19 protein-coding genes and 2 pseudogenes are annotated in these 22,147 nt (G+C 68.5%); 7 read left to right on the top strand and 14 right to left on the bottom strand.

Translation table 11 applies throughout. From position 1 onward, the window contains the following. Positions 1-131 precede the first annotated feature (131 nt). The 4 genes from AB0J12_RS14225 to AB0J12_RS14210 form a co-directional block, all read right to left on the bottom strand. Complete coding sequence (locus tag AB0J12_RS14225) at positions 132-1,316, bottom strand: DegT/DnrJ/EryC1/StrS family aminotransferase (protein WP_363264541.1); 1,185 nt, start codon at positions 1,314-1,316, stop codon at positions 132-134. Then, positions 1,309-2,037 carry a sugar transferase gene (locus AB0J12_RS14220; protein ID WP_363264540.1) on the bottom strand — a complete coding sequence of 243 codons (729 nt, stop codon included), beginning with the start codon at positions 2,035-2,037 and terminating at the stop codon, positions 1,309-1,311. The genes AB0J12_RS14225 and AB0J12_RS14220 overlap by 8 nt, the downstream gene beginning before the upstream one ends. Further along, entirely contained in the window at positions 2,034-3,941 is a 1,908-nt protein-coding gene (locus AB0J12_RS14215; RefSeq protein WP_363264539.1) for a polysaccharide biosynthesis protein, read from the bottom strand. The genes AB0J12_RS14220 and AB0J12_RS14215 overlap by 4 nt, the downstream gene beginning before the upstream one ends. 275 nt (positions 3,942-4,216) lie before the next feature. Continuing rightward, entirely contained in the window at positions 4,217-5,911 is a 1,695-nt protein-coding gene (locus tag AB0J12_RS14210; protein ID WP_363264538.1) for a DUF4012 domain-containing protein, read from the bottom strand. A 287-nt stretch (positions 5,912-6,198) separates the two neighbouring features. On the opposite strand from AB0J12_RS14210, the gene AB0J12_RS14205 reads away from it, so the two are divergent. Then, a complete protein-coding gene (locus tag AB0J12_RS14205; RefSeq protein ID WP_363264537.1) occupies positions 6,199-6,852 on the top strand; it encodes an acyltransferase in 654 nt (217 codons plus the stop codon). Next, on the top strand, positions 6,849-7,940 hold the full coding sequence (gene wecB, locus AB0J12_RS14200; protein ID WP_363264536.1) for a UDP-N-acetylglucosamine 2-epimerase (non-hydrolyzing): 1,092 nt from the start codon (positions 6,849-6,851) through the stop codon (positions 7,938-7,940). The genes AB0J12_RS14205 and wecB overlap by 4 nt, the downstream gene beginning before the upstream one ends. Here the strand turns inward: wecB and AB0J12_RS14195 are convergent. The 4 genes from AB0J12_RS14195 to AB0J12_RS14180 form a co-directional block, all read right to left on the bottom strand. Further along, positions 7,925-9,235 (bottom strand): nucleotide sugar dehydrogenase, encoded by a 1,311-nt coding sequence (locus AB0J12_RS14195; protein WP_363264535.1) that lies wholly within the window; start codon positions 9,233-9,235, stop codon positions 7,925-7,927. The genes wecB and AB0J12_RS14195 overlap by 16 nt on opposite strands. 38 nt (positions 9,236-9,273) lie before the next feature. Further along, positions 9,274-10,311, bottom strand: a complete 1,038-nt coding sequence (locus AB0J12_RS14190; RefSeq protein ID WP_363264534.1) for a Gfo/Idh/MocA family oxidoreductase — start codon at positions 10,309-10,311, stop codon at positions 9,274-9,276. Beyond that, complete coding sequence (locus AB0J12_RS14185; RefSeq protein ID WP_363264533.1) at positions 10,308-11,405, bottom strand: DegT/DnrJ/EryC1/StrS family aminotransferase; 1,098 nt, start codon at positions 11,403-11,405, stop codon at positions 10,308-10,310. The genes AB0J12_RS14190 and AB0J12_RS14185 overlap by 4 nt, the downstream gene beginning before the upstream one ends. A 92-nt stretch (positions 11,406-11,497) precedes the next feature. Further along, positions 11,498-11,839: a hypothetical protein gene (locus AB0J12_RS14180; RefSeq protein ID WP_363264593.1), complete on the bottom strand. Its 342-nt coding sequence runs from the start codon at positions 11,837-11,839 to the stop codon at positions 11,498-11,500. 638 nt (positions 11,840-12,477) lie between these two features. Between AB0J12_RS14180 and AB0J12_RS14175 the strand changes: the two genes are divergently transcribed. Then, positions 12,478-13,173 (top strand): response regulator transcription factor, encoded by a 696-nt coding sequence (locus tag AB0J12_RS14175; RefSeq protein ID WP_363264588.1) that lies wholly within the window; start codon positions 12,478-12,480, stop codon positions 13,171-13,173. Between the two features lie 37 nt (positions 13,174-13,210). Beyond that, positions 13,211-14,995: a HAMP domain-containing sensor histidine kinase gene (locus AB0J12_RS14170; RefSeq protein WP_363264587.1), complete on the top strand. Its 1,785-nt coding sequence runs from the start codon at positions 13,211-13,213 to the stop codon at positions 14,993-14,995. A 207-nt stretch (positions 14,996-15,202) separates the two neighbouring features. Here the strand turns inward: AB0J12_RS14170 and AB0J12_RS14165 are convergent, their stop codons facing one another. Together AB0J12_RS14165 and AB0J12_RS14160 are read right to left on the bottom strand one after the other, a co-directional pair. Continuing rightward, positions 15,203-15,976, bottom strand: coding sequence for a L,D-transpeptidase family protein (locus AB0J12_RS14165; protein ID WP_363264586.1), 774 nt, complete (start codon positions 15,974-15,976; stop codon positions 15,203-15,205). 204 nt (positions 15,977-16,180) lie between these two features. Next, positions 16,181-16,762, bottom strand: a pseudogene (locus AB0J12_RS14160) (transposase family protein); the annotation flags it as partial. 467 nt (positions 16,763-17,229) lie between these two features. Here AB0J12_RS14160 and AB0J12_RS14155 point away from each other — a divergent pair. Then, positions 17,230-17,586 (top strand): hypothetical protein, encoded by a 357-nt coding sequence (locus AB0J12_RS14155; RefSeq protein ID WP_363264532.1) that lies wholly within the window; start codon positions 17,230-17,232, stop codon positions 17,584-17,586. 284 nt (positions 17,587-17,870) lie between these two features. Here AB0J12_RS14155 and AB0J12_RS14150 read toward each other — a convergent pair whose 3' ends face one another. The 3 genes from AB0J12_RS14150 to AB0J12_RS14140 all read right to left on the bottom strand — a co-directional run bounded on the left by AB0J12_RS14150 (position 17,871) and on the right by AB0J12_RS14140 (position 19,507). Further along, positions 17,871-18,437 (bottom strand): dihydrofolate reductase family protein, encoded by a 567-nt coding sequence (locus AB0J12_RS14150; protein WP_363264531.1) that lies wholly within the window; start codon positions 18,435-18,437, stop codon positions 17,871-17,873. A gap of 337 nt (positions 18,438-18,774) precedes the next feature. After that, positions 18,775-19,248 (bottom strand): VOC family protein, encoded by a 474-nt coding sequence (locus tag AB0J12_RS14145; RefSeq protein WP_363264530.1) that lies wholly within the window; start codon positions 19,246-19,248, stop codon positions 18,775-18,777. Between the two features lie 49 nt (positions 19,249-19,297). Then, positions 19,298-19,507, bottom strand: coding sequence for a hypothetical protein (locus AB0J12_RS14140; RefSeq protein ID WP_363264529.1), 210 nt, complete (start codon positions 19,505-19,507; stop codon positions 19,298-19,300). A 95-nt stretch (positions 19,508-19,602) separates the two neighbouring features. Here AB0J12_RS14140 and AB0J12_RS14135 point away from each other — a divergent pair, with 95 nt between their 5' ends. Further along, on the top strand, positions 19,603-19,734 hold the full coding sequence (locus AB0J12_RS14135) for a hypothetical protein (RefSeq protein ID WP_363264592.1): 132 nt from the start codon (positions 19,603-19,605) through the stop codon (positions 19,732-19,734). On the opposite strand, the pseudogene AB0J12_RS14130 reads toward AB0J12_RS14135, so the two are convergent. Then, positions 19,692-20,113: pseudogene (locus tag AB0J12_RS14130) on the bottom strand (trypsin-like serine protease); the annotation flags it as partial. The gene AB0J12_RS14135 and the pseudogene AB0J12_RS14130 overlap by 43 nt on opposite strands. 316 nt (positions 20,114-20,429) lie before the next feature. Between AB0J12_RS14130 and AB0J12_RS14125 the strand changes: the two are divergent. Then, positions 20,430-22,010, top strand: coding sequence for a DHA2 family efflux MFS transporter permease subunit (locus tag AB0J12_RS14125; protein WP_363264528.1), 1,581 nt, complete (start codon positions 20,430-20,432; stop codon positions 22,008-22,010). Positions 22,011-22,147 lie beyond the last annotated feature (137 nt).

Below are 22,147 nucleotides of genomic sequence, written 5' to 3'. Positions count from 1 at the left end.
GGTCCCGAGCACCCGGCGCCGACGCGGCTCCCCGGCAGAAGTCCACGTCCAGCGCGAGCAACTGGTGGCGGACCTGACCGGCGGCGCGGCCAGGACCTGGGCGCGGTTGCGGCCCGTCGCGTGCAAGCCGCCTACGCCGGCACGTGATGCGCGGTCACCGGGCACCGACCGGCATCGGCTGAGGGGGCATTCGGCGACGCCGTTGCCCGGCCGACGGCGGTGGACACCGCGTCGGCGATCTCGACCACCTCGGCCTCGGTCAGCCGATGGTGCGCCGGCAGCGAGAGCATCGCCTGGGCGACGGCCTCGGTCACCGGCAGTGCTGCGGCATCGCCCGTGCCGCCGTCCCTCCGGGCGAAGATTGGCTGCCGGTGTACCGGCGGGAAGTAGATCCGTGCTTCGATGCCCTGGTCCAACAGGTCGGCGAGCACTTGGTCGCGGATGCCGGGCAGCAGGCAGGTGTAGAGCATCCAGGTTCCCCGGGCATCGGGTACCTGATGCGGCGTCGTCAGCCCGGGCAGGCCGGCCAGCCGCAGGGTCAGTGATTCCGCGATCAGCTGTTTGCGCCGCAGGATGCCGTCCAGCTTGCGCAGCTGCACCCGGCCGATCGCGGCCTGCATCTCGGTCAGCCGCCAGTTGTAGCCGAGGCTTGCATGCTGGTACAGCGCGGTCTGGCCGTGATTGCGGAGCAGCTTCAGCCGCTCCGCGACGTCCGGGTCGTCGGTCAGCACAATGCCGCCCTCACCGGTGGTGATGTTCTTGGTGGGGGTGAAGCTGAACATGGCCGACCGGCCGAAGGTGCCGACCGGTCTGCTGCGGTACTCGGCGCCGGCCGCCTGCGCGGCGTCCTCCAGCAACGGCACGCCGGCCGCGTCGCACACCCGCTCCAGCCCGTCGAGGTCACCGGGCTGCCCGGCGTAGTGCACGGTCATGACCGCGCGCGTGGCCCGGGTGATCCGGGCCGCCACCGACACCGGGTCGAGGTTGAACGTCCGTGCGTCGATGTCGGCGAACACCGGGGTCGCCCCGACATGGCACACCGCTGTGGCGGTGGCGACGAAGGTCATCGACGGGACGATCACCTCGTCGCCGGGGCCGATGCCCTCGGCGAGCAACATCGCGTGCAGCGCGGCCGTGCCGGTGCAGAACGTCACACCGAACCGCGCCTGATGCCGGTCGGCGAACTCCTGCGCGAAGGCCTCGTTCTCCGCGCCGTTGGTGAGAACACCGCTGCGCAGGACCCTGCGTACGGCCTCCCCCTCCTCCTCACCGAGATCGGGACTGGCAAGCCGGATCCGGACGTTGCTGTCAGGCACCTGAGAGCATCCTTTCTGATCTGCGGGCGATCGGATCGTTGTCATGGCTGGCGGTGGCTCCACCCCCGGCCAGGACCGTCCAGACGGTGAGGAACAAGATGACCAGGTCGAGCCGGAAGCTCTGGCGGAGGACGTACCGCAGATCCCACTCGATGCGCTCCGGCCAGCTCAGCCGCTGTCGCCCGTGCACCTGCGCCAGGCCGGTCAGGCCTGGGGTGACCAGCAGTCGCAGCTGCTGACGATCGGTGTACCGGCGTACCTGGTAGGGCAATGTCGGCCGAGGCCCGACGAGGCTCATCTGTCCGCGCAGCACATTGACCAGTTGTGGCAACTCGTCGAGGGACGTGCGGCGCAGGACCCGGCCGACCGCGGTCACCCGGGCCGTATCGGGGTCACCCGGTCTCTCCGTGTCAGCCGGAGCATCCCGCATGGTGCGCAGTTTCAGCAGGACGAACAGGCGGCCGTCGCGGCCGACCCGCTGCTGCCGGAACAGGACGGGTCTGCCATGGGCGACCAGGTGCGCCAGCGCGGCGATCACGCAGAGCAGCGCGGCCGGCACGATGATCAGGCTGACCACGACCAGATCCAGCAGTCGCTTGCCGCGGTACGACCTGAGGTTGGGCCCATGGTGGCCGACACGGGCGTCGCCGGGCATCACGGTGGGCGCCTGCGGGATCACCGACTCTGCCGGGTACGGGCCGGGCAGGGGCGGGGCGGTCACCTGCTGGCCTCCGCTTTTCCGGGCTGGCCGGGCAGCACCGGCTGGCCGTCCGGCTGCTCGGGGCCGCGCGCGGCGGCCAGGCGCGCCAGGGCTGCGCGTACCTCGTCGGGATCGGTGAGGTGACCGATGCCGGTGACCTCAGCGGCATCGAGTGCGGGCACCGGCACCTGTCTGACCAGCGGATGCCGCGGCCGGTGGTCCGGCTCCTCCTTGCCCAGCAGGTCCTCGGTCAGCTTTTCGCCGGGCCGCAGCCCGGTGAAGACGATCTCGACGCGCCGGGATGCCGCGGCGGCCATACGACGGGCGAGATCGACGATGCGGACCTGGTCTCCCATGTCGAGGACGAGGACCTCACCGCTCTCCCCGACAGTCACGGCCTGCAGCACCAGTTGGACGGCTTCAGTTGCTGTCATGAAGTAGCGGGCGACCTGTGGGTGTGTCACGGTGACCGGGCCGCCCGCAGCGATCTGCGCGGACAGCGAGCCGAGCAGCGAACCCCGGCTGCCCAGGACATTGCCGAACCTGACGGACACCCAGGTCCCGGGGAATGCACCGGCCATGTGTGCGGTGAGCCGCTCGGTGATCCGCTTGGAGGTGCCGAGGACGCTCACCGGGTCGGCCGCCTTGTCGGTGGAGACATTCACGAACGACCGCACGCCACAGGCCTCAGCCGCTTGCAGCACGTTCAACGTGCCGATCACGTTCGTCTTCAGCGCCTCGGCCGGATACCGCTCGAGCAGCGGCAGATGTTTCACCGCCGCCGTATGGAACACGATCTCGGGGCGGGTCTGCGCGAAGACCTCGTGGATGCGGGAGGCATCTGTGATGTCGGCGAGCACCACCTCGTCGGAATCGAGCAGCGCACGACCGTGCAGCGCGAGCTGGATCGCGTGCAGAGCTGATTCGTCCCGGTCGAGCATCACCAGCGACGCCGGACCCAGCCCGTACAACTGGCGGCACAACTCGGAACCGATCGAGCCGCCGGCGCCGGTGACAAGGATGCGGCGTCCGGCGAATTGGGCGGCAGCCGACTCGAGGTCCAGCCGGATCGGATCGCGGCCCAGCAGCTGAGTGATCCGCGGGTCGCGGACGTCGTCGATCCGCGCCGGTCCGGCGACCAGTTCCTCAACGCGCGGAATCACCTTGGTGATCAGGCCGATCGACTCGGCCAGTGTGATCAGCTCGCGGATCACTCGGCCGTCCCGGCAGCCGCCGGCGATCGCGATCACCATCACCCTCGCCCCGGTCTCCGCAGCGACCTGCGCGAGCCGCTCTCGCCCGCCGCGCACTCTGATCCCGCAGATCCGCAGTCGGCGCTTGCCGGGGTCGTCATCCATCAGCGCAACCGGTTGGTACTGGGCGCCAGGCTGACCGGTCAGCCGCTGTACCAGTTGCGTTCCGGCGCTGCCCGCACCGAACACGATCACCTTGACGGCGGTCGGCGCGGGCCGTCTCGGCCTGCGCCGGACGGCCGCGACCGCGGCCCTCACGGTGATCATGCCCAGCACGCCGACCAGGGCGGCGAGGCCGGCCGCGGCCGGTCTGTCGCCCACCAGCGGAAGCCCTGCCTGGCAGACGCCCTCCAGAAGGAGCCCCGTCAGCGCGGCCGAGACGAGCACCGCGCTCAACTCTGCGCCAGTCTCCGCCTGATAGCGCCCGGAGTAGAGCCCGCACACGGCCCCGGCCAGGACCGCTGCCGTCCATGTGACGGCACAGACGATGACCAGATCGCCGGGTCCGACGAGCAGAGGGGAAGCGCCGCCGCTGGTCAGGCCGGCAATCAACAGGCCACACGTCCAGGCGAGCGCGTCTAAGGCGGCTTGCATCGCCGGCCGACGACACCGGGCCGCAACGCCAGACCAGGCCCCCGGCCAGGCGCGGCCTTTTTGTGCGGTGTGAAACACCGCGGGATGAATCGCTGTCAGCTTGTCGTTACCCGTGCATTCCCCACGCAAGATGAACCCCGATCAGCATGATGTCATGAGCCGAAGCTCTATTTCGGCACTATGCCGACGGCATGTCCACGGACGCCGCCGCATCCTTCTGTGTGGCCCGAATATTTGGCTTTGCCTCTCGGACCTGATTGTCGGTGGGTACGGTTTCGCCGCCCGACTGGATGAGTCCCGCTGCACCTTTCCTGAGCGGGCATGAGCCCCTTGGATTCACTCGAGCGGTCCGCTTATTTCGCGCACGGCTGGATGCGCACCTTGGTGGTTTGCGGCCGTGCCAACGGCTGCACGGGCACCACGGGGCGGCGACCCGAAACCGGTTCCAGCAGACGAATGTCCACTTCTCGCGTCTGACCGGGCAGGAGTTCCACCTGTGCGCCGAGTACCGGGTGGCCGCGCTCCTCGGTCGACGACAACAAAATTCGCCGCCCGTCCAATGTCCCACCGGTGAACCGCGCACCGGAAGGGGCGTACAGCGAAAGCCAGATGCTTGTGGATCCCGGGGGGTGTGAGTGTCCGGGATCGTCAGAGCGGAGAGCGACAAGGGCAGGCAGGCCCGCAGCGGGAGCGGCATTCGTCAGCCTGATGCGCACCACGCTGGAACGGGTACCGCCCTCGCAGGGACCGAGCTCGTAGGTCAGCGACCGCCGTAGATAGTAGTCCATCTTGTTACCCGCGGAATTGTTGACCACGAGATAGGCGAACGGCCCTGTTTGCTCGGGGACGTCGCCTGCCAGGCCGCTTTCTTTGAGCGCCGACTGGGTGGAGGCGTCTCTGCTCCACACACGAAGCCGGCCGTCGTCGGCAATCTGCCGCAGCGCGTGGAGGAGGGCCACCGGATCGTGATGCTGGTCCAGCAAGGCAGCAGCGACCGACTGTGCGACTTGGACCAGGAAACGCTTGCGTTCGGTGTTGCTGTACGACGCGTAGAGGACGCTCTCGGTGAGATCTACGGTGTTCTCCGCGGTCAGCTGCTTTCCGCCCGGAAGTCGGGCCGGCCCCGTGGCTTTGAGGACACCGGCGAGTCCCACGGGATCGGTTGCGATGGCCCCATCGAGACGCTGCCCGGTATGTCGCTGCCACAGGCCCACCCAGATCTGCGCAGCGTACGGAAAATGAGCGGACAGATTGGAATTGGCCAGCCCCTGGGCACTCTCAGCAGCTCCGTACCGGCCGGCGAACGCCGGCCCGAAGTTCGCCACGGGAGTCGTGGTGGCCGGCAGCGTGTCATCTGACGCGAAGTTGTGCAAAGTGATGCGACCGCGGTCTGCGGTCAAGATACCGAAGGTGCCGACAAGGCCACCGGTGCCCCGGGCCTCTGCATTGTTTTGGAAGGCAAGAAAGTACGAGCGCGGGCCCGACGCACCCAGAACAGGCATCAGCAGCCGCGCCGTCGCCTCCGCGTCGGAGACCGACCCGGAAAGGCTCGCCACTCGGTCGGACAGCCGCTGCCGGGCCATGTCGAGGCGACCGACCACCGTCGAGTCGGGCAGGCCGTCCAGACTCGTCTCGATACCGGTCAACTGGCGCCGCACATTCCCCAGCAGGTCCGTGGCAGCCGAAAGCCGAGGGATGTCCACCTGACCGCGGTGCACGATCTGGCCGGACGCGAGCATCTGATGCAGTCGCACCGCCTCCGGCAGCACGCCAGTGGCCATCTCGTCGGCGGCGACGCTCAGCCCCCGGGCAGAGCGGAGCGGTGGGCCCATCAGTGGGAGATTCTCGGCTACGCCCCACAACGGTGTGGTGGCCGCGCTCCGGGCGGCCACTGTGTGTTTGCGGATGTAGCCCAGCACCTCGGCCGAGGGCTGGCGTTGATGGACCATCTCCGTTTGCAGTCGGTCAGTCGCCGCCTGCGCCGCAGCAAGATTGCCCTGGACCGTGCGGACCTCCCACACCAGGAAACCGGCCGACGCGGCGGACAACAGACCGACGGCTCCGACAACCCAGAGGAAGGCTCGGCGACGGCGCCGTACCATCAGAGCCACAAATGCCCGCATACTCTCCGCAACGCCCTTCAGACTGCACGTTGAAGCATTTGGATCAGATCAGTAATGGCAGTCGCTGAGACGCGTTGCAAACTTCACCACGCCAGGCAGCAGGAACTCGCTCCGAACGGCCTAATATTCCAGGCGCAGACCGTGATGTTGAAGGCCGACCGGAGCGGAACAAGGAACCGTACCCGTAGCAGCCCGCGCTCGTTGCTCAACACATGAGCCACAGCGCGAAGGCACCGTTTCCGCAGGTGCGGATCGCACCCGGTGCACAGGTCGACGAGTCGGCCGTTCTCAGCCCTGGCACCACAGTGTGGGAACTCGCCCAGATTCGCGAGGAAGCCCTGCTCGGCTGTGACTGCGTCGTGGGCCGGGGGGTCTACGTGGGACCGGGGGTGAAGATCGGTCACAGGGTCAAGATTCAAAACCATGCGCTGGTGTATGAGCCTGCCGAGCTGGCCGACGGCGTCTTCGTCGGGCCTGCGGTCGTCCTGACGAACGACCGCAATCCTCGCGCCGTCGATGCGGACGGACGTCAAAAACGCGCTGGTGACTGGGAGGCGGTCGGTGTCCGGGTCGCTGAGGGCGCGTCACTCGGCGCGCGATCGGTGTGTGTGGCTCCGGTCAGTATCGGCCGATGGGCGATGGTCGCCGCGGGGGCCGTCGTCACCCGGGATGTGCCGGATTTCGCTCTTGTTGCCGGTGTCCCTGCCCGCCGGATCGGATGGGTGGGACAGGCCGGCGAGCGTCTGCGCGCACTGCCGGACCGGGCCGGTTTCTGGGAGTGCCCGAGGAACGGCATTCTCTACGCGGAGAAAGACGGAATTCTGACAGAGCTTTCAGCTCACTACCGAGAAATGTCGAGCCCGTGAAGGTCATGAGCGTCGTGGGGGCGCGCCCCCAATTCGTCAAACTCGCCGCAGTCGCCGCAGCGTTCGGCAACACGGAGCACCACCATACGATCGTCCACACCGGCCAGCACTACGACGCGGATCTGTCCGACGTCTTCTTCCACGGGCTCTCCATCCCTGAGCCCGATGTGCACCTGGGCGTGGGTTCAGGCACCCACGGCGTGCAGACCGGTACCACCCTGGCGGCCCTGGATCCTGTCATCGCCGCCGCACGCCCCGACTGGGTGCTGGTCTACGGAGACACCAACTCAACTCTTGCCGGCGCCCTTTCCGCGGCCAAGCAGCACGTCCCCGTTGCCCACCTGGAAGCAGGTCTGCGCTCCTTCAACCGGCGGATGCCCGAGGAGCACAACCGCGTCCTCACCGACCACGCCGCCGATCTGCTGCTCGCACCCACCGAGGAGGCGGTGCGGCACCTGACGGCCGAAGGCCTGGCCGACCGTGCGGTGCTGACCGGGGACGTGATGGTTGATGTCTGCCTGCGCCTCAGGGACAAGGTGCTGAGGGGTGAGGCCACCGCCCCCGCACTTCCGGCCTCCCGCAACGCCCGCAAGCCCTACCTCTTCGCCACGTTGCACCGGGCGGAGAACACAGACGATCCCGATCGCCTCGCCGCCCTTGTGGACGCCCTGACCGGTCTGCCCGTTCCCGTCGTCCTGGCCGCTCATCCCCGGCTGCTCGCACGTGCCGCGAGCTTCGGCATCAAGCTCGACCATGGCTTGCTGCATATCAGCCGTCCTCTCCCCTACGCCGAGCTGATCGCCACGGTGCTCGACTCGCGCGGCGTGATCACCGACTCGGGCGGACTCCAGAAGGAGGCGTACTTGCTGGAGCGCGTCTGCACGACACTGCGTACTGAGACGGAGTGGCCGGAAACGCTCCGGGGCGGCTGGAACGCACTCGTGCCGGACCCACGTGAACTCGGCTCCCAGGCATGGTCTGACACCGTCCTGCGCCCCGCGCCCAAGTCCTCACGTGACATGCCGTACGGCGACGGCAAAGCAGCGGTCCGCGTGGTGCGGGCGCTGGAAGATCACGTCGCCCGCTGAGCTGTCGGTGACGGCGCACCGAGCACGATCACCTCGGCCCCGGCCCACCGATCCGGGTCACTGATCCGCCGCCCGTCGACCACGACGCGCACCTGCGCGAACCGGTCGGATCCGAGTTCCCGGTACTCGTCGTGGTCGGCTTGGATGATGGCAGCCGTGACTGCCTGGCCGGCGTACGGCGGCAGGCCGAGTGCGCGCAGCTCGTCCGCCCCGTACAGCGGGTCGGACACATACGGCGCGGCGCCCCGTGCCCGCAGCGCCTCAACGACGGGGAACACCCCGGAGAACGCCGTCTCCCTGACGCCGCCCCGGTAGGTCGCGCCGAGTACCAGTACGCCCGCGCCGGTCAGGTCGCCGTACACCTCCGCCAGCCGGCATACCGCGTACTCGGGCATCGAGGCATTGGTCGCACGGGCCTCTCGCACGACCGTCGCCTCGGAGTCGTTCCACAGGTACATCCGCGGATAGACGGGAATGCAGTGACCGCCGACGGCGATGCCGGGCCGGTGGATATGGCTGTACGGCTGCGAGTTGCAGGCGTCGATCACCAGGTCCACGTCGACGCCGACACGGTCCGCGAACCGTGCGAACTGGTTCGCCAGCCCGATGTTCACGTCGCGGTAGGTGGTCTCGGCCAGCTTGGCGAACTCCGCGGCCTCTGCCGAACCGAGGTCCCAGACTCCATTGGGGCGATGGAGCTCGCCTCGTACGTCGAAGTCGAGGACGGACTCGTAGAATTCGACACCTCGGCGCGCGGACCCGGCGTCGATGCCGCCGACAAGTTTGGGGTAGCGGCGCAGGTCGGCGAACACGCGGCCGGTCAGCACCCGTTCGGGGCTGAAGACGAGAGCGAAGTCCCGGCCCGCGGCCAGTCCGCTGCCCTGCTCGAGCATCAGCGCCCAGCGCCCTCGCGTGGTGCCCACGGGCAGTGTCGTCTCGTACGACACGAGTGTGCCGGGCTGCAGCCCGCGCGCCACGGCCTGCGTCGCCGCATCCATCCAGCCGAAGTCGGGGGTGCCCCCCGCATCGACGTACAACGGGACGACGACGACCACCGCCTCGGCCTGCGTGACCGCCGCCGTCGTGTCAGTGGTGGCCAGCAGCCGCCCCTCTGCGACGACGCTTTTCAGCCTTTCGGCGAGTCCGGCCTCACCGGGGAACGGCTCCACACCCTGATTGACCAGGCGTACGACGCGTTCGTCCACGTCGGCGCCGATTACGTGGTGGCCTTTTGCGGCGAACTGGACCGCCAGTGGCAGGCCGATCTTTCCGAGCGCCACTACACAGATCTGCACGGCTCTTTCCTCCGAGGGGCACAAGCTGCGGTGGCGGGTCACGACCGCTGGGTGACCGTCGCCAGGGTCGGGGTGCGCGGGCTTCGCAGGCCCACGGATGCCTTCTTCCGTGCCGAGTCGAGGACCGCCTCCGCCACCTCGACCGTCCTCAGCCCTTGATCGAGAGTGACGATGTCCGCCGCTTCGCCCTCCAGGGCATCACGGAACCGCTCGTGCTCTACGAGGAGCGGCTCACGCTTGGGGATGGCGTAGCGGACCATGTCGCCCTCGGCTACCCCGCGGAAGGCACGCAGGGCCTCCCACTCGGTGGCCACCACTCCGTTGGCGTGGAAGGTCAGATCTGCCGTGAGGGTGTCCGCGACGAGACAGCCGCGCTCGCCGGTCACCGCCGTGAAGCGCTCCTTGTGGGGGCTGAGCCAGTTGACGAGGTGGCTGACCAGGGTGCCATCGCTGAGGTCACCGACCACGCAGACCATGTCCTCATGGGGGCGGCCGCTCTTGGACACCGTGCGCGCCGAGACCGAGGCGTAGTCGTGGCCGGTGACCCAGCTGGTGAGGTCGATGTCGTGGGTCGCCAGGTCCTTGACCACACCGACGTCGGCGATGCGGTGCGGGAAGGGCCCCTGACGGCGCGTGACCACCTGGAACACCTCCCCCAGTTCTCCCGACTCGAGACGGGAACGCAGGCTCTGCAGTGCCGGGTTGAACCGCTCGACGTGTCCGACCCCCGCGACCAGTCCGGCTCTGCCGAAGGCGTCGAGCAGTCGTTGTGCGGCCGGCGCGGAGTGAGCGAGCGGCTTCTCGATCAGCGCCGGCACCCCGTTCTCGGCCAGGGTCAGGCCGATCTCCTCATGCAATGCCGTGGGGCAGGCGACCACCGCGTAGTCGAGTCCCAGGGCGATCAGCTCCGGCAGGGTGGCGACGACGGGGGCGTTCCGGACGGCACCCGTGGAATCCCCCGCCGGGTCCATGACGCCCACCAGTTCGACACCGTCGAGCGACGACAGCACCCGGGCATGGTTGCGTCCCATGGCTCCGAGCCCGATGAGCCCGGCCCGCAGGGTACGCCGACTCACCGCACCCCTCCGGCATCGCTCACGGCCTGGGCAATCCGCTCCAGCTCGGCCTGCCCGAGGCTCGGGTGAACCGGGAGGGACAAAACCTCGGCAGCCGCCCGATCAGTTTCGGGCAGGGAAGGCCTGCCTTGGTCCTGATAGGGCCTGAGCCGGTGGATCGGCGTCGGGTAGTACACCGCGCTGCCGATGCCCTGGTGCGCCAGGTCCTGCTGCACGCAATCCCGACGACCGCCCGGGACACGGATCGTGTACTGGTGGTAGACGTGCCGCGCGCCATCCGCCTCGTGTGGAACGCACAGCCCCTTGATGCGGGAGTCGAGCACCTTGGCGTTGGCCCTCCGCTGCTCCGTCCAGGCCGGCAGCCGCTTCAGCTGCTCACGGCCGACGGCCGCAGCGACGTCGGTCATCCGCATGTTTGCCCCGACGATCTCATTCGCGTACCGCTGCTCCATGCCTTGGTTCCGCAACAGCCGAAGAGTGCGGGCGAGGTGCGGATCGCCGGTCGAAATCATGCCGCCCTCAAGAGCGTGCATGTTTTTCGTCGGATAGAAGCTGAAGCACCCTGCCTCACCGAAGCTGCCGACGGGGCGCCCGTGCAGGGTGGCTCCGTGCGCCTGGCAGGCGTCCTCCAGTACGGCAAGCCCATGGCGTGCGGCAAGCTCCGTCAGCTGGTCCATGGGCGCGGGGTGCCCGTACAGATGCACCGGCATGAGGGCCGCGGTACGCGGACCGATCACCGCTGACGCGGCGAGCGGGTCGAGGCAGTAGGTGCCGGGAATGATGTCGGCGAAGACCGGTTCGGCACCGGCCAGGCGCACTGCGTTGGCGGTCGCCGCGAACGAGAACGAGGGCACCACGACCTCGTCCCCCGGCCCGATATCGAGGGCCATGAGGCTCAGCTGCAAGGCGGAGGTTCCGGAGTTGACCGCAACGCAGGCGCGTCCGGCGACCAACTCGGAGAACTCCTCTTCAAAGGCGGCCACTTCCGGCCCCTGGACGACACGGCCGCTGCGCAGAACACGTACGGCCGCAGCGATCTCGGCTTCACCGATCACGGGTCTTGCCGCCGGGATCGATGGAAGGGAGCGGGTCACTGGACTTCTCCGTTCGAAGGGCGAAAGAGAGCCGGCCTACGCTCAACCTCCGCCCACCCCATCCGGTTTCCCCGTGCGCCGCATCTCCACCCTTATGGACGATGAGAGTGGTCGGCGCCGAGGCGCAGGCCGTCCTCCTGCTTCTTCAGCGACTGCGACAACACGGTGACCTCGGCGCCCATGGCGTGTGCAGCGCAGCGCTCGGCGTGCGGCGCGGACAGCAGATCTCTGCCCTCGGACTGGAGGACGTCGAAGACAATCAGGTGGGCAAATAGGTCTTCCGCAAGGCGGAGCGCGCTGCGATGGCCGGCGGCCACGCGACGCTGCAACGCCTCGAACGACATCCGGTCCCCCGCCCACACGACCAGCTCGCCATTGAGGACAGGCCCTCGGGCGACATCTGTCTGCGCGCCGAATCGGCGCAACAGCGCCACCGCACCGTTCAGCACCCTGTGGCCGGCTGGGCGTGCGACAATGCCGACCACTCACGCGGGCGTGTAGTGGCCGAACACCTCGGTAACGTCCTCATGGCCCGAGTCGAGGGCCAGGCGGCGTCCTGGCCCTGGTCTCCGCCTCCCTTTACGTCGCTGAGTCCGACTCAGCCATGGCTGACGTTGGAGTGGCCGAACACGGAGTCCGCGGCCCAGTAGCGTCGGCGACGTTCAGGCGTATTCGGTGGGTGGCGGCGGCCTTGGCACGGGCGGACGTCGCGCCGCTCGGGGTGTTCTCCGCCGTGTTCGTTTCGGCCCCGCATCCCGCAAGGCAGAACACCGGCACGAGCAGAGCCGCAAGGGCAGTGAGCGGTTTGACTCGGGGCATGGGGTCTGTCTCCGTCTCCGTCATGTGAATGAGTGGCGTGAGCCGACGGGCCACGGAGCGGCCGCTCGCCATGACACCTGAGCGCTTTGCGCACCGCGTGTCCGGCCCGTCGGGCCGCGCTGTGGTCACCGCATCGCGGGAAGTGCCCAGGGGCACGAAACCAGCATGGAGAGCAGATATCAGAAAGTTGTCAGGATGTGGGAAGCGTCTCTCACCAGCCAATCCATGGCTGTGCGCGCCTAGAGTCGCCCGCGTGTGTGCACATATTTTGGTCGCGGAAGACGACGAGATGCAGGCGGAACTCATCCGCCGACTCCTGCTGCGGGAAGGCCACAGCGCCACCGTGGTGCACGACGGCAGGGCCGCGATCGACGAGGCCCAGGCCCAAAGGCCCGACTTCGTCGTCCTCGACCTGATGCTGCCGAAGGTCGACGGCCTCGGCGTCTGCCGGGTGCTGCGCCAGGACGGCGATATTCCCGTCCTCATGCTGACCGCCCGCGCCAACGAGGAGGACGTTCTCCTCGGCCTGGAACTCGGCGCGGACGACTACATGACCAAGCCTTACAGCCCTCGCGAACTGATGGCCCGCATACGCACTGTCCTGCGGCGCACTCAGCGCCCGGCCGAGAGCACACCGCTGCTGCGGGTCGGTGACATCACCGTGGATGCCGCTCGGCACCAGGTGACCTGCGCCGGCGAACCGGTCGCGTGCACACCTGGTGAATTCGAGATTCTTCTGGCCATGGCCGCCGAACCCGATCGGGTCTTCTCACGCCAGCAGTTGTTGCAACACACCAGCGGCTTCGACCGCGCCTCCACCGAGCGGGCCATCGACGTACACATCATGAACCTGCGCAAGAAGATCGAACCGAAACCGCGCAGGCCGATCCGGCTGCTGACGGTCTTCGGTGTCGGATACAAGCTCACCGGGGACCGCAGTGGCTCATAACATTCCGTGGCGCAAGAGCTTGGTGGTGAAGCACTTGATGGCCTCGGTTCTCATCGCCGTCTGTTCGGTGGGCGCCACTGCCTGGCTGGCGGTGGAGAGCACCACGCGTGGTCTCCAGGAGGAGCGCGGCCAGGTCCTGTCGGATGACACGGACATCTATCGTCAGTTGAGTGGATTCGCTGCCACACACTCCAGCTGGGACGGGGTGGGGAAGTCTTTGCGGGAGCTCTCCCGCACGACGGGCCGCCGTATCACGCTGGCCACACCGGCCGGCCGGATCATCGCGGACTCCGCGGCCGTCACCAAAGCCCTGCCCGCTCGTGTCTCGGCGGTGGTCGATCCACTGCGCACCGACACCTACTCGGAGCCGGGGGCGCAGCTGTCCGGGATCGACCCACGCGCCGTGGGCCCGTTCCTGCTGCCCTCGGCGGAACGGGTGGGGCTGAAGAAACTGGCCAGGGAACACCTGACCTGCATCAGGCGATACAAACTTGACGGAAGCATCCAGCAGACCCCCAGCGGCCGAGTCACCGTCAAACTCTCGGACACATACCGCCCGGACTCAGAACCGAGGTCTAACCAGGTTCCGTCCGAATGTGATGACAGAAAGCTCAACACCCCCACGCACACCGAGAAAAGGGCACTGACCGCCCTCAACCGCATCATCGGCAGTTGCATGACACGCAAGGGAATCCTTTCCTCGGAAGACCTGCGGGCCCAGCTCGTACTTCCGCTTCCCGGCAAGAGCGCGACCGGTGACGGCAGCAGCAGCCAGCAGGCGGACTGCGTCGAGGAGGGACGTCGCAAACAGCTCGACCCGTACGTGGCTCCCGTCGCCGAGCTGTACCTCGGCAGCCTGGACGGCAGCACACCTGGCTTCGACCTGTCGACCGCCAACAAATTCAAGGTCATAGGCGTTACCGGCCTCGTCCTGATCGTCACCGTCGCGACCGGCACACTGGTCGCGATCCGCCTGGTGCGCCCGCTTCGGGCGCTGACGGCCGCCGCCCAGCAGCCACTCGAACATCATGCGCGCGTCGTCGTATCCGCCAAGGACGAAACGGGTTACTTGGCAACGGCGTTCAACGAACTCACCGCCCGCCGCGAGCACGCCGAGAAACAGCGCAAAGCCATGGTCAGCGATATCGCACACGAGCTGCGCACGCCGCTCACCAACATCCGGGGCTGGCTCGAAGTGACACGCGACGGCCTGGTCGAGCCGGATCCGGAACTGATCGAGTCCCTGCACGAAGAGGCGCTGCTGCTCCAGCACATCATCGACGACCTCCAGGACCTCGCGGCCGCCGACGCCGGTACCCTGCGCCTGCGGCGCGAGCGAGTCGGTGTGGCCGGCCTCCTCGCCCAGGTCTCCGTCGCCCAACGGGCGAGCGCCGAGACTGCCGGCATACGACTGCTCACCGACGTGACGTCGAGCATCCGGGTGGACGCGGATCCCGTACGGATGCGGCAGGCGCTGGGCAACCTGGTCTCCAACGCGGTGCGACACACATCCTCCGGCGGCACGGTCACCGTCGCGGCCCAAGAAGTCGGCGACCACGTCATCCTCACGGTGAAGGACACCGGCAGTGGTATCGCGCCCGACGATCTGCCCCATGTGTTCGACCGCTTCTGGCGCGCGGAGAAGTCCCGCAACCGGCGCACGGGCGGCAGCGGACTGGGACTGTCCATCGTCCAGCAGCTCGTCGCGGCCCACGGCGGAACGGTGTCAGTGACCAGCGAACTCGGCACCGGCACCACGTTCACCGTGCGACTGCCTCGCGGGACTGGCCTGCACCACCCAGATGACACCACCGTCGGTTGAGCACCGACCGCGTGAACAGTAAGGGGGCCACAGCTCGTCGAGCTGTGGCCCCCTCGCGACGCTACGACGGCTACGACGCGTTCCGCACCGTGCCGGTGAACACCGGGCCGACCGACGCGTGGTACGCGGCCCGGACTCCGCCCTGCCTTGGCCGAGGGTCGTTCGTCGCCCGGACGCGTCGACCATGGACGCCTCGCACCGTTCGCGTCAGCGTTTGAGGGACTCGGCGTCTCCCATGACGATTACCGGTTGCAGGGCCGGATCGAGCGCGAGCAGCAGTTCTTTCATGTGCTCCTTCGACACGGACACGCAGCCGTGCGTGGCCCCGCCATGGTCGACGTGCAGCCAGATGCCACCGCCCTTGCCGCTGCCGAGAGGGCGGGTCCAGTCGAGGGGCGAGGTGCCGGGCTTGCGGTTGTAGTTGATCGCGACGACGTAGTCGAATGAGCCCGCGAGCGGCTCGCCGTCGAATCCCGTGCCGCCGATCGTGAAACCCCGTGACTGGTTGTACGGCAGCTTGGAACCGGGGTCGGCCAGCAGACCGCCGGCGTCGGTGAGAGTGAACACACCGACGGGTGAGCGGAGATCGCCGATGTGATGGTCCTCGGTCCAGCCCTTGTGCGCGTTGTGGGCGGGCCAGGCCACTCCCGGCTCCCAGCCCGCGCTCGTACGCCGGTACAACACCACCTGCGACGTCGAGGAGTTCGTGTCCTGTCCGGTGACGAGGACGACCTGGCGGGCGTTCGGGGGGACCTCGGCCAGCGTCTTGGGGCCCAGGCCCGGCAGTTGCGCGAGAGCGGATCCGGCCGACGCTTCGGTGTCCGTGGACGGCTGCCGGGGCTTGGCCTGTGTCGTGCGGGGCTCGGCCTTCGATATGCCCTGCGCCGCGGCGGACGCTGACGGGGCGATGTCGGCTGTCCCGGCGCCGATAGTCCCGCAGCCGGTCAGCGCCGCGGACAGGGCCAGGACGGCGGCCGACATCCATAGACGGCTGATGCCCCGGGTCACGGATGCAATGACCTGATGGTTCCCGGGCAGGGTGCGCGAACGACGTCGAGGTGTGACACGAGTTGGTGAAGGCATGCCGTCAGACTGGACGTCACATGTCAGGAACTGATCAGCTTCGTCGTACGAGGCCGTGAGGCGCCCCGAAGTTCCCGGACGGCGATCCCCATAGGATCGAATCGGGCTGCATCGGGCCTTGCGGAAGATGCGCCAGGACTTGAGCCGGGCCACGCCGCGCTCAACCGGTGATCGTGCCGCGGAAAGCGCGTGGTTGACGGTGCGCTGGGTCAGCAACAGCTCACCGCCTGGCGGGCGCCTGGCGGGTGTGGTCACCCAGGGGCCGGCGCCCATGTAGGCCCGGTCGGCGAGGACCGGGACGCCCTGGCGTTCGCAGATCCGCAGGATGCGGTGGGCGCGGGCCGCGGTCAGGTCGTGCGCACGGCCAGGCAGGGCGGGTGAAATCCACAGCAGGTGCCCGACCGGGTTGGTCACCACCTGCACATTCACCCGGTGTCGGCGGTGCTTGTGGGAGTAGTCGGCGCGACTATCGCCGACCCGGTCGCATTCGGCGAGGGTGCCATCGAGCAGCACGTAGTCGGGGTCGGCCTCGCGCAACGCGCGCAGCAGGCCGGGCGCGCGGTCGGCCAGCAGATCGATGACGGCCCTCGCGTAGGCGTGGGCGCTGCCGACAGCGATATCGAAGCCGGCGGCGATCTGCGTGAGGGTGTCGTGCCGGCGCAGGCACACTCGCCAGAGCAGCGATTCCGCGCGAAGTGCACAGTCGGGAAGTGGGGGCCGGCCCGGACCAACGAGCAGCTCCTGGGCGAGGCGCGGGCCCTGGGCGGCATACCGCCCCGCACGCATTAGCTGGGCTTCGCCCACAACAACTGTAGAGGCACGTGCGCGCGGGCCGGCATGCCCGCTGCTTCACATGAGCCGTGTTGTGCGAGGTTTCTGGGGTCCTCGGAGGAGCCGGCCGAGGCATTGACGGATCGCTGGAAGCGGACGCTGGACCGACTGGTGTCCGTGCTGCCGGCGCTCGCACCGGAGTCGGGCGAGGTGTGGACCTGGCAGCAGATCCACGAGGTCGGGCCGGCCACCGCTCTGCGTGCCGACGCGGGGTCGATCCTCGCGGCTCTGCGATCGGCCCAAGCCACAGATGGCTGGTCCGATCGCACGGACTACGGACTTTCACTGGTCATCGGGGACGGGGGCCGGCTGGCAAGCCGATGTCCGCGGCTGCGGCCGGCGGAGCGGAACTGCTCACCCTGGTGGCGGAGACCTGGGAGCCCGACTTCGGTGACGTGACCGACGGCGACGTCCTCGACGCCCTGGAGGACGAGGCGGACTTCGGCCCAGGAGAACCGTCCGTCGGCCGGTTCGGCTACCTCTCCTCGAGCCGGGCGACGCTGGTGCCCGCAGCCCTTCCCGGCGTCAGCCGTACGGAGCTCCCTACCGGCGGCCTACTGCCCGCCATCACTCCGCCCGCCGCGACGATGGAACAGACAGTCCAGGTGAACGTGCGGCTGCGGGAGGCCGGAACGCTGCAACCACTGCCCAAGCCCATGGACCGGAGCGTGTGGTGACTTGACAGCATGCGGACAGCCGCAGGTTGGACGCCCACAAACTGCGTCCTCGCTTCGCAGTTGCTCGTGCCGTGCCGCTGATGTGCTGCCAGGCCCGAGCAAGATCGCTACCGACTCTCTCGAGGCAGGTCAAGCCGCCCCTGCATGGGTGGTTCGGCTCTGATGCTGAGCCGGCCCGATTCGGGAAGCGTGTCGCCGCAGCCGCCCAGACGATCCCGGCTGAGGAAATGCCACGACGGTGAGAAGGAAACACCCATCCAAGCCGTGACACAGCGGGAAGCTGCTCACCGCCTCGTCTCGTACCTGGTCAGGACCACGCCGCCGGGCAACGCCCGCGTCTCCACCAGGTTCAGGTTCACCCAGCTGTCCAGCGCGGTGAAGAACGGCGTGCCGCCGCCCACCAGGACCGGATGGGCGACGATCACGTACTCGTCGATCAGCCCGGCGCGCATCGCCGCCCCGGCGAGCGTTGCGCCGCCGATGTTCATCGGGCCGCCGTCCTCGGCCTTGAGCCGGGTGATCTCGGCGATCGCGTCGCCGGTGACCAGGCGGGTGTTCCAGTCGACCTTGTCGATCGTCGAGGAGAACACCACCTTCGGCGTGTCCCGCCAGTTCCGTGCGAACTCGATCTCCGCCGGAGTGGCGTCGGGCTGCTGGTCACCGGTCGGCCAGTAGGAGCTCATCGTCTCCCAGAGCTTGCGCCCATACAGCGACAGGCCACTCGCCCGCTCGTGGTCGAGCCACCACTGGAACAGCTCGCGGCTCGGCGGTCCGCTCCAGCCGATGTCGTCGCCGGCCGCGGCGATGTAGCCGTCCAGGGTCAGGTTCATGCCGTAGATCAGTTTCCGCATGGCCCAGCCTTCCGTCCGTGGGTGTCCGGCGTATAGACCAGCACGGCGCGGAAAACTCATCGGTGCGCGATCCGGGCTCGCAGGTAGTCCTCGTGCGCGGGCTCAGCGTGGTGTGCTCGGTCGACACGGACAAGCCGCGGTGTTCCAGGCGTCCTGGACTGGTCGGTGGCCGGCGGCGCCAGGACCGGATGCGCGATTCGAAGCGATGCCTGGTCGCGTGGCATGAGGTACGTACATGAAGGAGTATCAGCCACCCCGGGGATTTCGCGTGTGGGCGGCCCTCGCTCTTCCCCTCAGGGGGTACGCGCGGTCCGGCCGCGACTCATCGGGCGTCTTCTTAGGTTTCAGTGTCGATACGCGCCAGGATCCCTTCGAGCAGCCCCGTGGCCTGGCCCACCTCGATGAGGTAGCCGTCCGGATCACGCATATAGCACCGCAGCTCGGCGCGGCGGTCGATGGGCGGGGTGAGGAACTCGGCCCCTTTGGCGCTCGCCGTGGCGTAGAAGTCGTGGATGTCGGCCACCCGTACGTTCAGGAAGCTGGAGACAGTGTTGGGGTCTTCCGGTGTGCGCAGGACGACATCGGGTTTGTCGTCGGTGGGCCCACCGCCCGGGTTCATGATGATCCAGCTGTTGGCGGCCTTGATGATGCAGGGGTTCTCCTCCAGCACCACCCTTCCACCCAGTACATCGGCGTAGAAGGCCCGTGAGCGAGGGACGTCGCTGACCGTGAGAAAGTGCGTGAGTATCAAGCCCTCGGCCGGTGCGGGAAGGTCATCGGCTGTGGCGCCGGAAGGCGTGACGTCGGACATGTGACGAGCGTATGGCGCGTATGGCCATGCTGCACCTGGCAGCCGCTCGTCAGCGATGAGGACGGCCGCGACCGGTGCCGCCCGTCTCGAAGAAGACGGCGGCGAACAGGGCGAGCAGCCGTAACGCCCACAACCGGCTGCAGAAGTGCGCCACCGACGGCACCTGGGAGAAGGTCTTCACCGCTCTGCTCGCCAGGCTGATGACGAAGGCGACGTCGACCGGGCCGTCACGTTCGACTCCACCGTCGTTCGCGCCCACCAGCAGGCTGCCGGGGCTCGCCAGAAAGCGCCGACGGCCAGCTTGGCCTCCATGCCGGTGACTGGGAGAGCGATGCCCCCAGCACGCTCGCCCCCGTGCCGGGCTGGGATGCCACCGATGGCGGGTCGCGCGCTCGGCTCACCGACGCACTGCCCGGCCTGCTCAGCGCCACCGACCGTCGGGATCAGGAGTTGTGCCTGCTGGTCTGCCGGATCCAGCCCGCGTAGGCGGGCGCGCTGGTGTAGAGGCCCGGCCCGGCCGAGCACGGGACATCAGGGGTGCCAGGACCCGAGGTCACTCCGATGAGCTCCCACCCCCGTGTCGGCCCTTCTGGAGCTGCGGCCCGCCGGAGTCCCCGAAGCACGCCATGGCCGCGGGCACGCGGCTGATCGTGCACAGCCGGGTCCGGTCGGCGTATGCGGGGGCGCATTCGGTCTCGGCGCCGCGGCGCGTCTGGAGCTCCCGCGGCTGCTCCGGGAAATTCAGTTCGGTGTCGGAGGTGGTGCCGAATCCCAGGATCCGGGTCGGGGTGCCGGGCCGTCCCGCGCGTTCCGCGATCCGGACGGGCTTCTCGGAGACGGGGCGGTCCAGGCGAACCACGAGAACCCAACCCTACGGACTGCGGGGTGCCGGCCCTGCCGGACTGGAGCGCGCGTTGCGCCCGCGGCCCGTGCCCTCAAGCACCAGGGCCCGCATGCGATTTTTGTTGGCGGAATCTCGGCATGGACCATTCGAAAGGCGAACCAAACGCGCACTTGGGCTTGGCAGAGAGCACCCCGCACTCATGCGCTGGAGAGTGGCCCGCACCCGCTTACGGTGTACCCAGTAGGCGCGGCTGTGATCGTGACGCGTACGGCCAGGAACCGGAACGGCGGCCACGGGCCGGTGCCCGTGGACGGCGGCAGTCGAAGACTCCAAGGAGGTGGCCGAGGTCATGACAACCGGGACTACCGTCCCCGGCAATGGCGCCGGGCTCGCGTATGCGAGTGGACAGGGGCGTTGGGTGCTCACCGCGGCCGTGCTGGGTTCCGCTGTCGCGTCCATCGACGCAACCGTCGTTGGCATCGCGCTGCCGGCCATCGGCCGGGACTTCCACGCCGGGCTGGCCACGCTTCAGTGGGTGGTCACTGCCTATACCCTGACCCTGGCGGGCCTGCTGCTGGTGGCCGGCGCACTGGGCGACCGCTATGGGCGCAGACGCTTCTTCCTCATCGGGGTCACCTGGTTTGCCGCGGCCTCGCTGATGTGCGGATTGGCACCTGACGCCCCTACTCTGATCGCCGCCCGGGCGCTGCAGGGCGTTGGCGCGGCTCTCCTCACTCCAGGCAGTCTGGCCATCCTGGAGGTCACCTTCGCACCCGACGACCGGGGGAAGGCGATCGGCGCCTGGTCGGGGCTGAGTGGTGTCGGCACGGCGATCGGTCCCTTTCTGGGCGGCTGGCTGATCCAAGCGGTGTCCTGGCGGTGGATCTTCGCCGTCAACCTGCCAGTGGCTGCCGCCGTGATCGCCATTTCGACGCTCCACGTCCCGGAATCGCGGGACCCGCAGGCCCCCGAGCGCGTGGACGTGGTCGGCGGGGCGTTGGTGACGCTGGGGCTGGTGGGCATCACGTACGGGCTTATTGAGGCACCGTCGAGCGGCTGGACCAGTGCGGTGGTACTGGGCAGCTTGACCGCGGGGGCGCTTTTGCTGGGCTCCTTCGTGCTGTGGGAGCGCCGCTCACGAAACCCGGTGCTGCCTTTGGAGTTGTTCCGCTCGGCCCAGTTCAACGCCACCAACGCGGTCACCTTCGTGTTGTACGGGGCGCTCGGCGGTGCGCTGTTTCTGGTGCCGGTGCAACTGCAGCAGGTGTCCGGGTACACGGCCCTGGAGGCCGGCATCTCGCTCCTGCCGCTCACTGCGGTGATCCTGCTGCTCTCAGCTCGCTCGGGTGCCCTGGCCGCGCGGATCGGCCCCAGGGCGCAGATGAGCATCGGTCCCGTCCTGGTCGGTTGCGGCATCGCGCTGTTCACGCGGGTGGGCGCGGCGGCGGACTACGTCACGGAGGTGCTGCCGGCCGTGCTGGTGCTGGCACTCGGCCTGGCCACGACCGTTGCACCGCTGACGACCACTGCCCTCGCCACCGCGCCCGCACGGCATGCGGGCGCGGCGTCAGCAGTGAACAACGACGTCGCCCGCGCTGCCGGTCTGATCGCTGTATCAGTGCTTCCTGCCGCTGCGGGGCTCACCGGGGCGGCCTACCTGGATCCGGACCGCTTTTCCGCAGGTTTCGAAACCGCCTGTCTGATCTCGGGAGCCCTGTGCGTCCTGGCCGGGCTGCTCGCCGCCGCCGTCATCCGCAACCCCGATCGGCCAGTCCGTACCGGTGTCGGCCGAAGAGGGACCGTCGGCGAGCAACACCCCCTGCACTGCGCGCTGGACGCCCCGCCCGCCATCACCCGTGGACGACCGACGGGGGACCGCCGCGGGTTCCTCGCATTCTGTCGTCGAGTGCGCCGATGACTCTCACGTACGCACATGGCGCAACAACGTCCACTCGGATCCTTCCTCAGAGTTGTTCCGCAGGTCAGACCACGTCCGTGACCGCAGCTCATCGAAGGAAGTCCCGGCTGTCCCCGAGCGAATCGCGCAGACTCCTC

This window comes from Streptomyces sp. NPDC049915, from assembly GCF_040656475.1.
Classification (GTDB): Bacteria; Actinomycetota; Actinomycetes; order Streptomycetales; family Streptomycetaceae; genus Streptomyces.
This window is presented reverse-complemented; position numbering and strand designations above follow the sequence as displayed.

Bases quoted from the DNA above. Each gene is read 5' to 3' on its own strand.
- AB0J12_RS14205 (WP_363264537.1), top strand. From the start codon at position 6,199: ATGAGCCACAGCGCGAAGGCACCGTTTCCGCAGGTGCGGATCGCACCC.
- AB0J12_RS14170 (WP_363264587.1), top strand. From the start codon at position 13,211: ATGGCCTCGGTTCTCATCGCCGTCTGTTCGGTGGGCGCCACTGCCTGG.
- AB0J12_RS14165 (WP_363264586.1), bottom strand. From the start codon at position 15,976: ATGTCGGCCGCCGTCCTGGCCCTGTCCGCGGCGCTGACCGGCTGCGGG.
- AB0J12_RS14155 (WP_363264532.1), top strand. From the start codon at position 17,230: ATGTCCGCGGCTGCGGCCGGCGGAGCGGAACTGCTCACCCTGGTGGCG.
- AB0J12_RS14150 (WP_363264531.1), bottom strand. From the start codon at position 18,437: ATGCGGAAACTGATCTACGGCATGAACCTGACCCTGGACGGCTACATC.
- AB0J12_RS14145 (WP_363264530.1), bottom strand. From the start codon at position 19,248: ATGTCCGACGTCACGCCTTCCGGCGCCACAGCCGATGACCTTCCCGCA.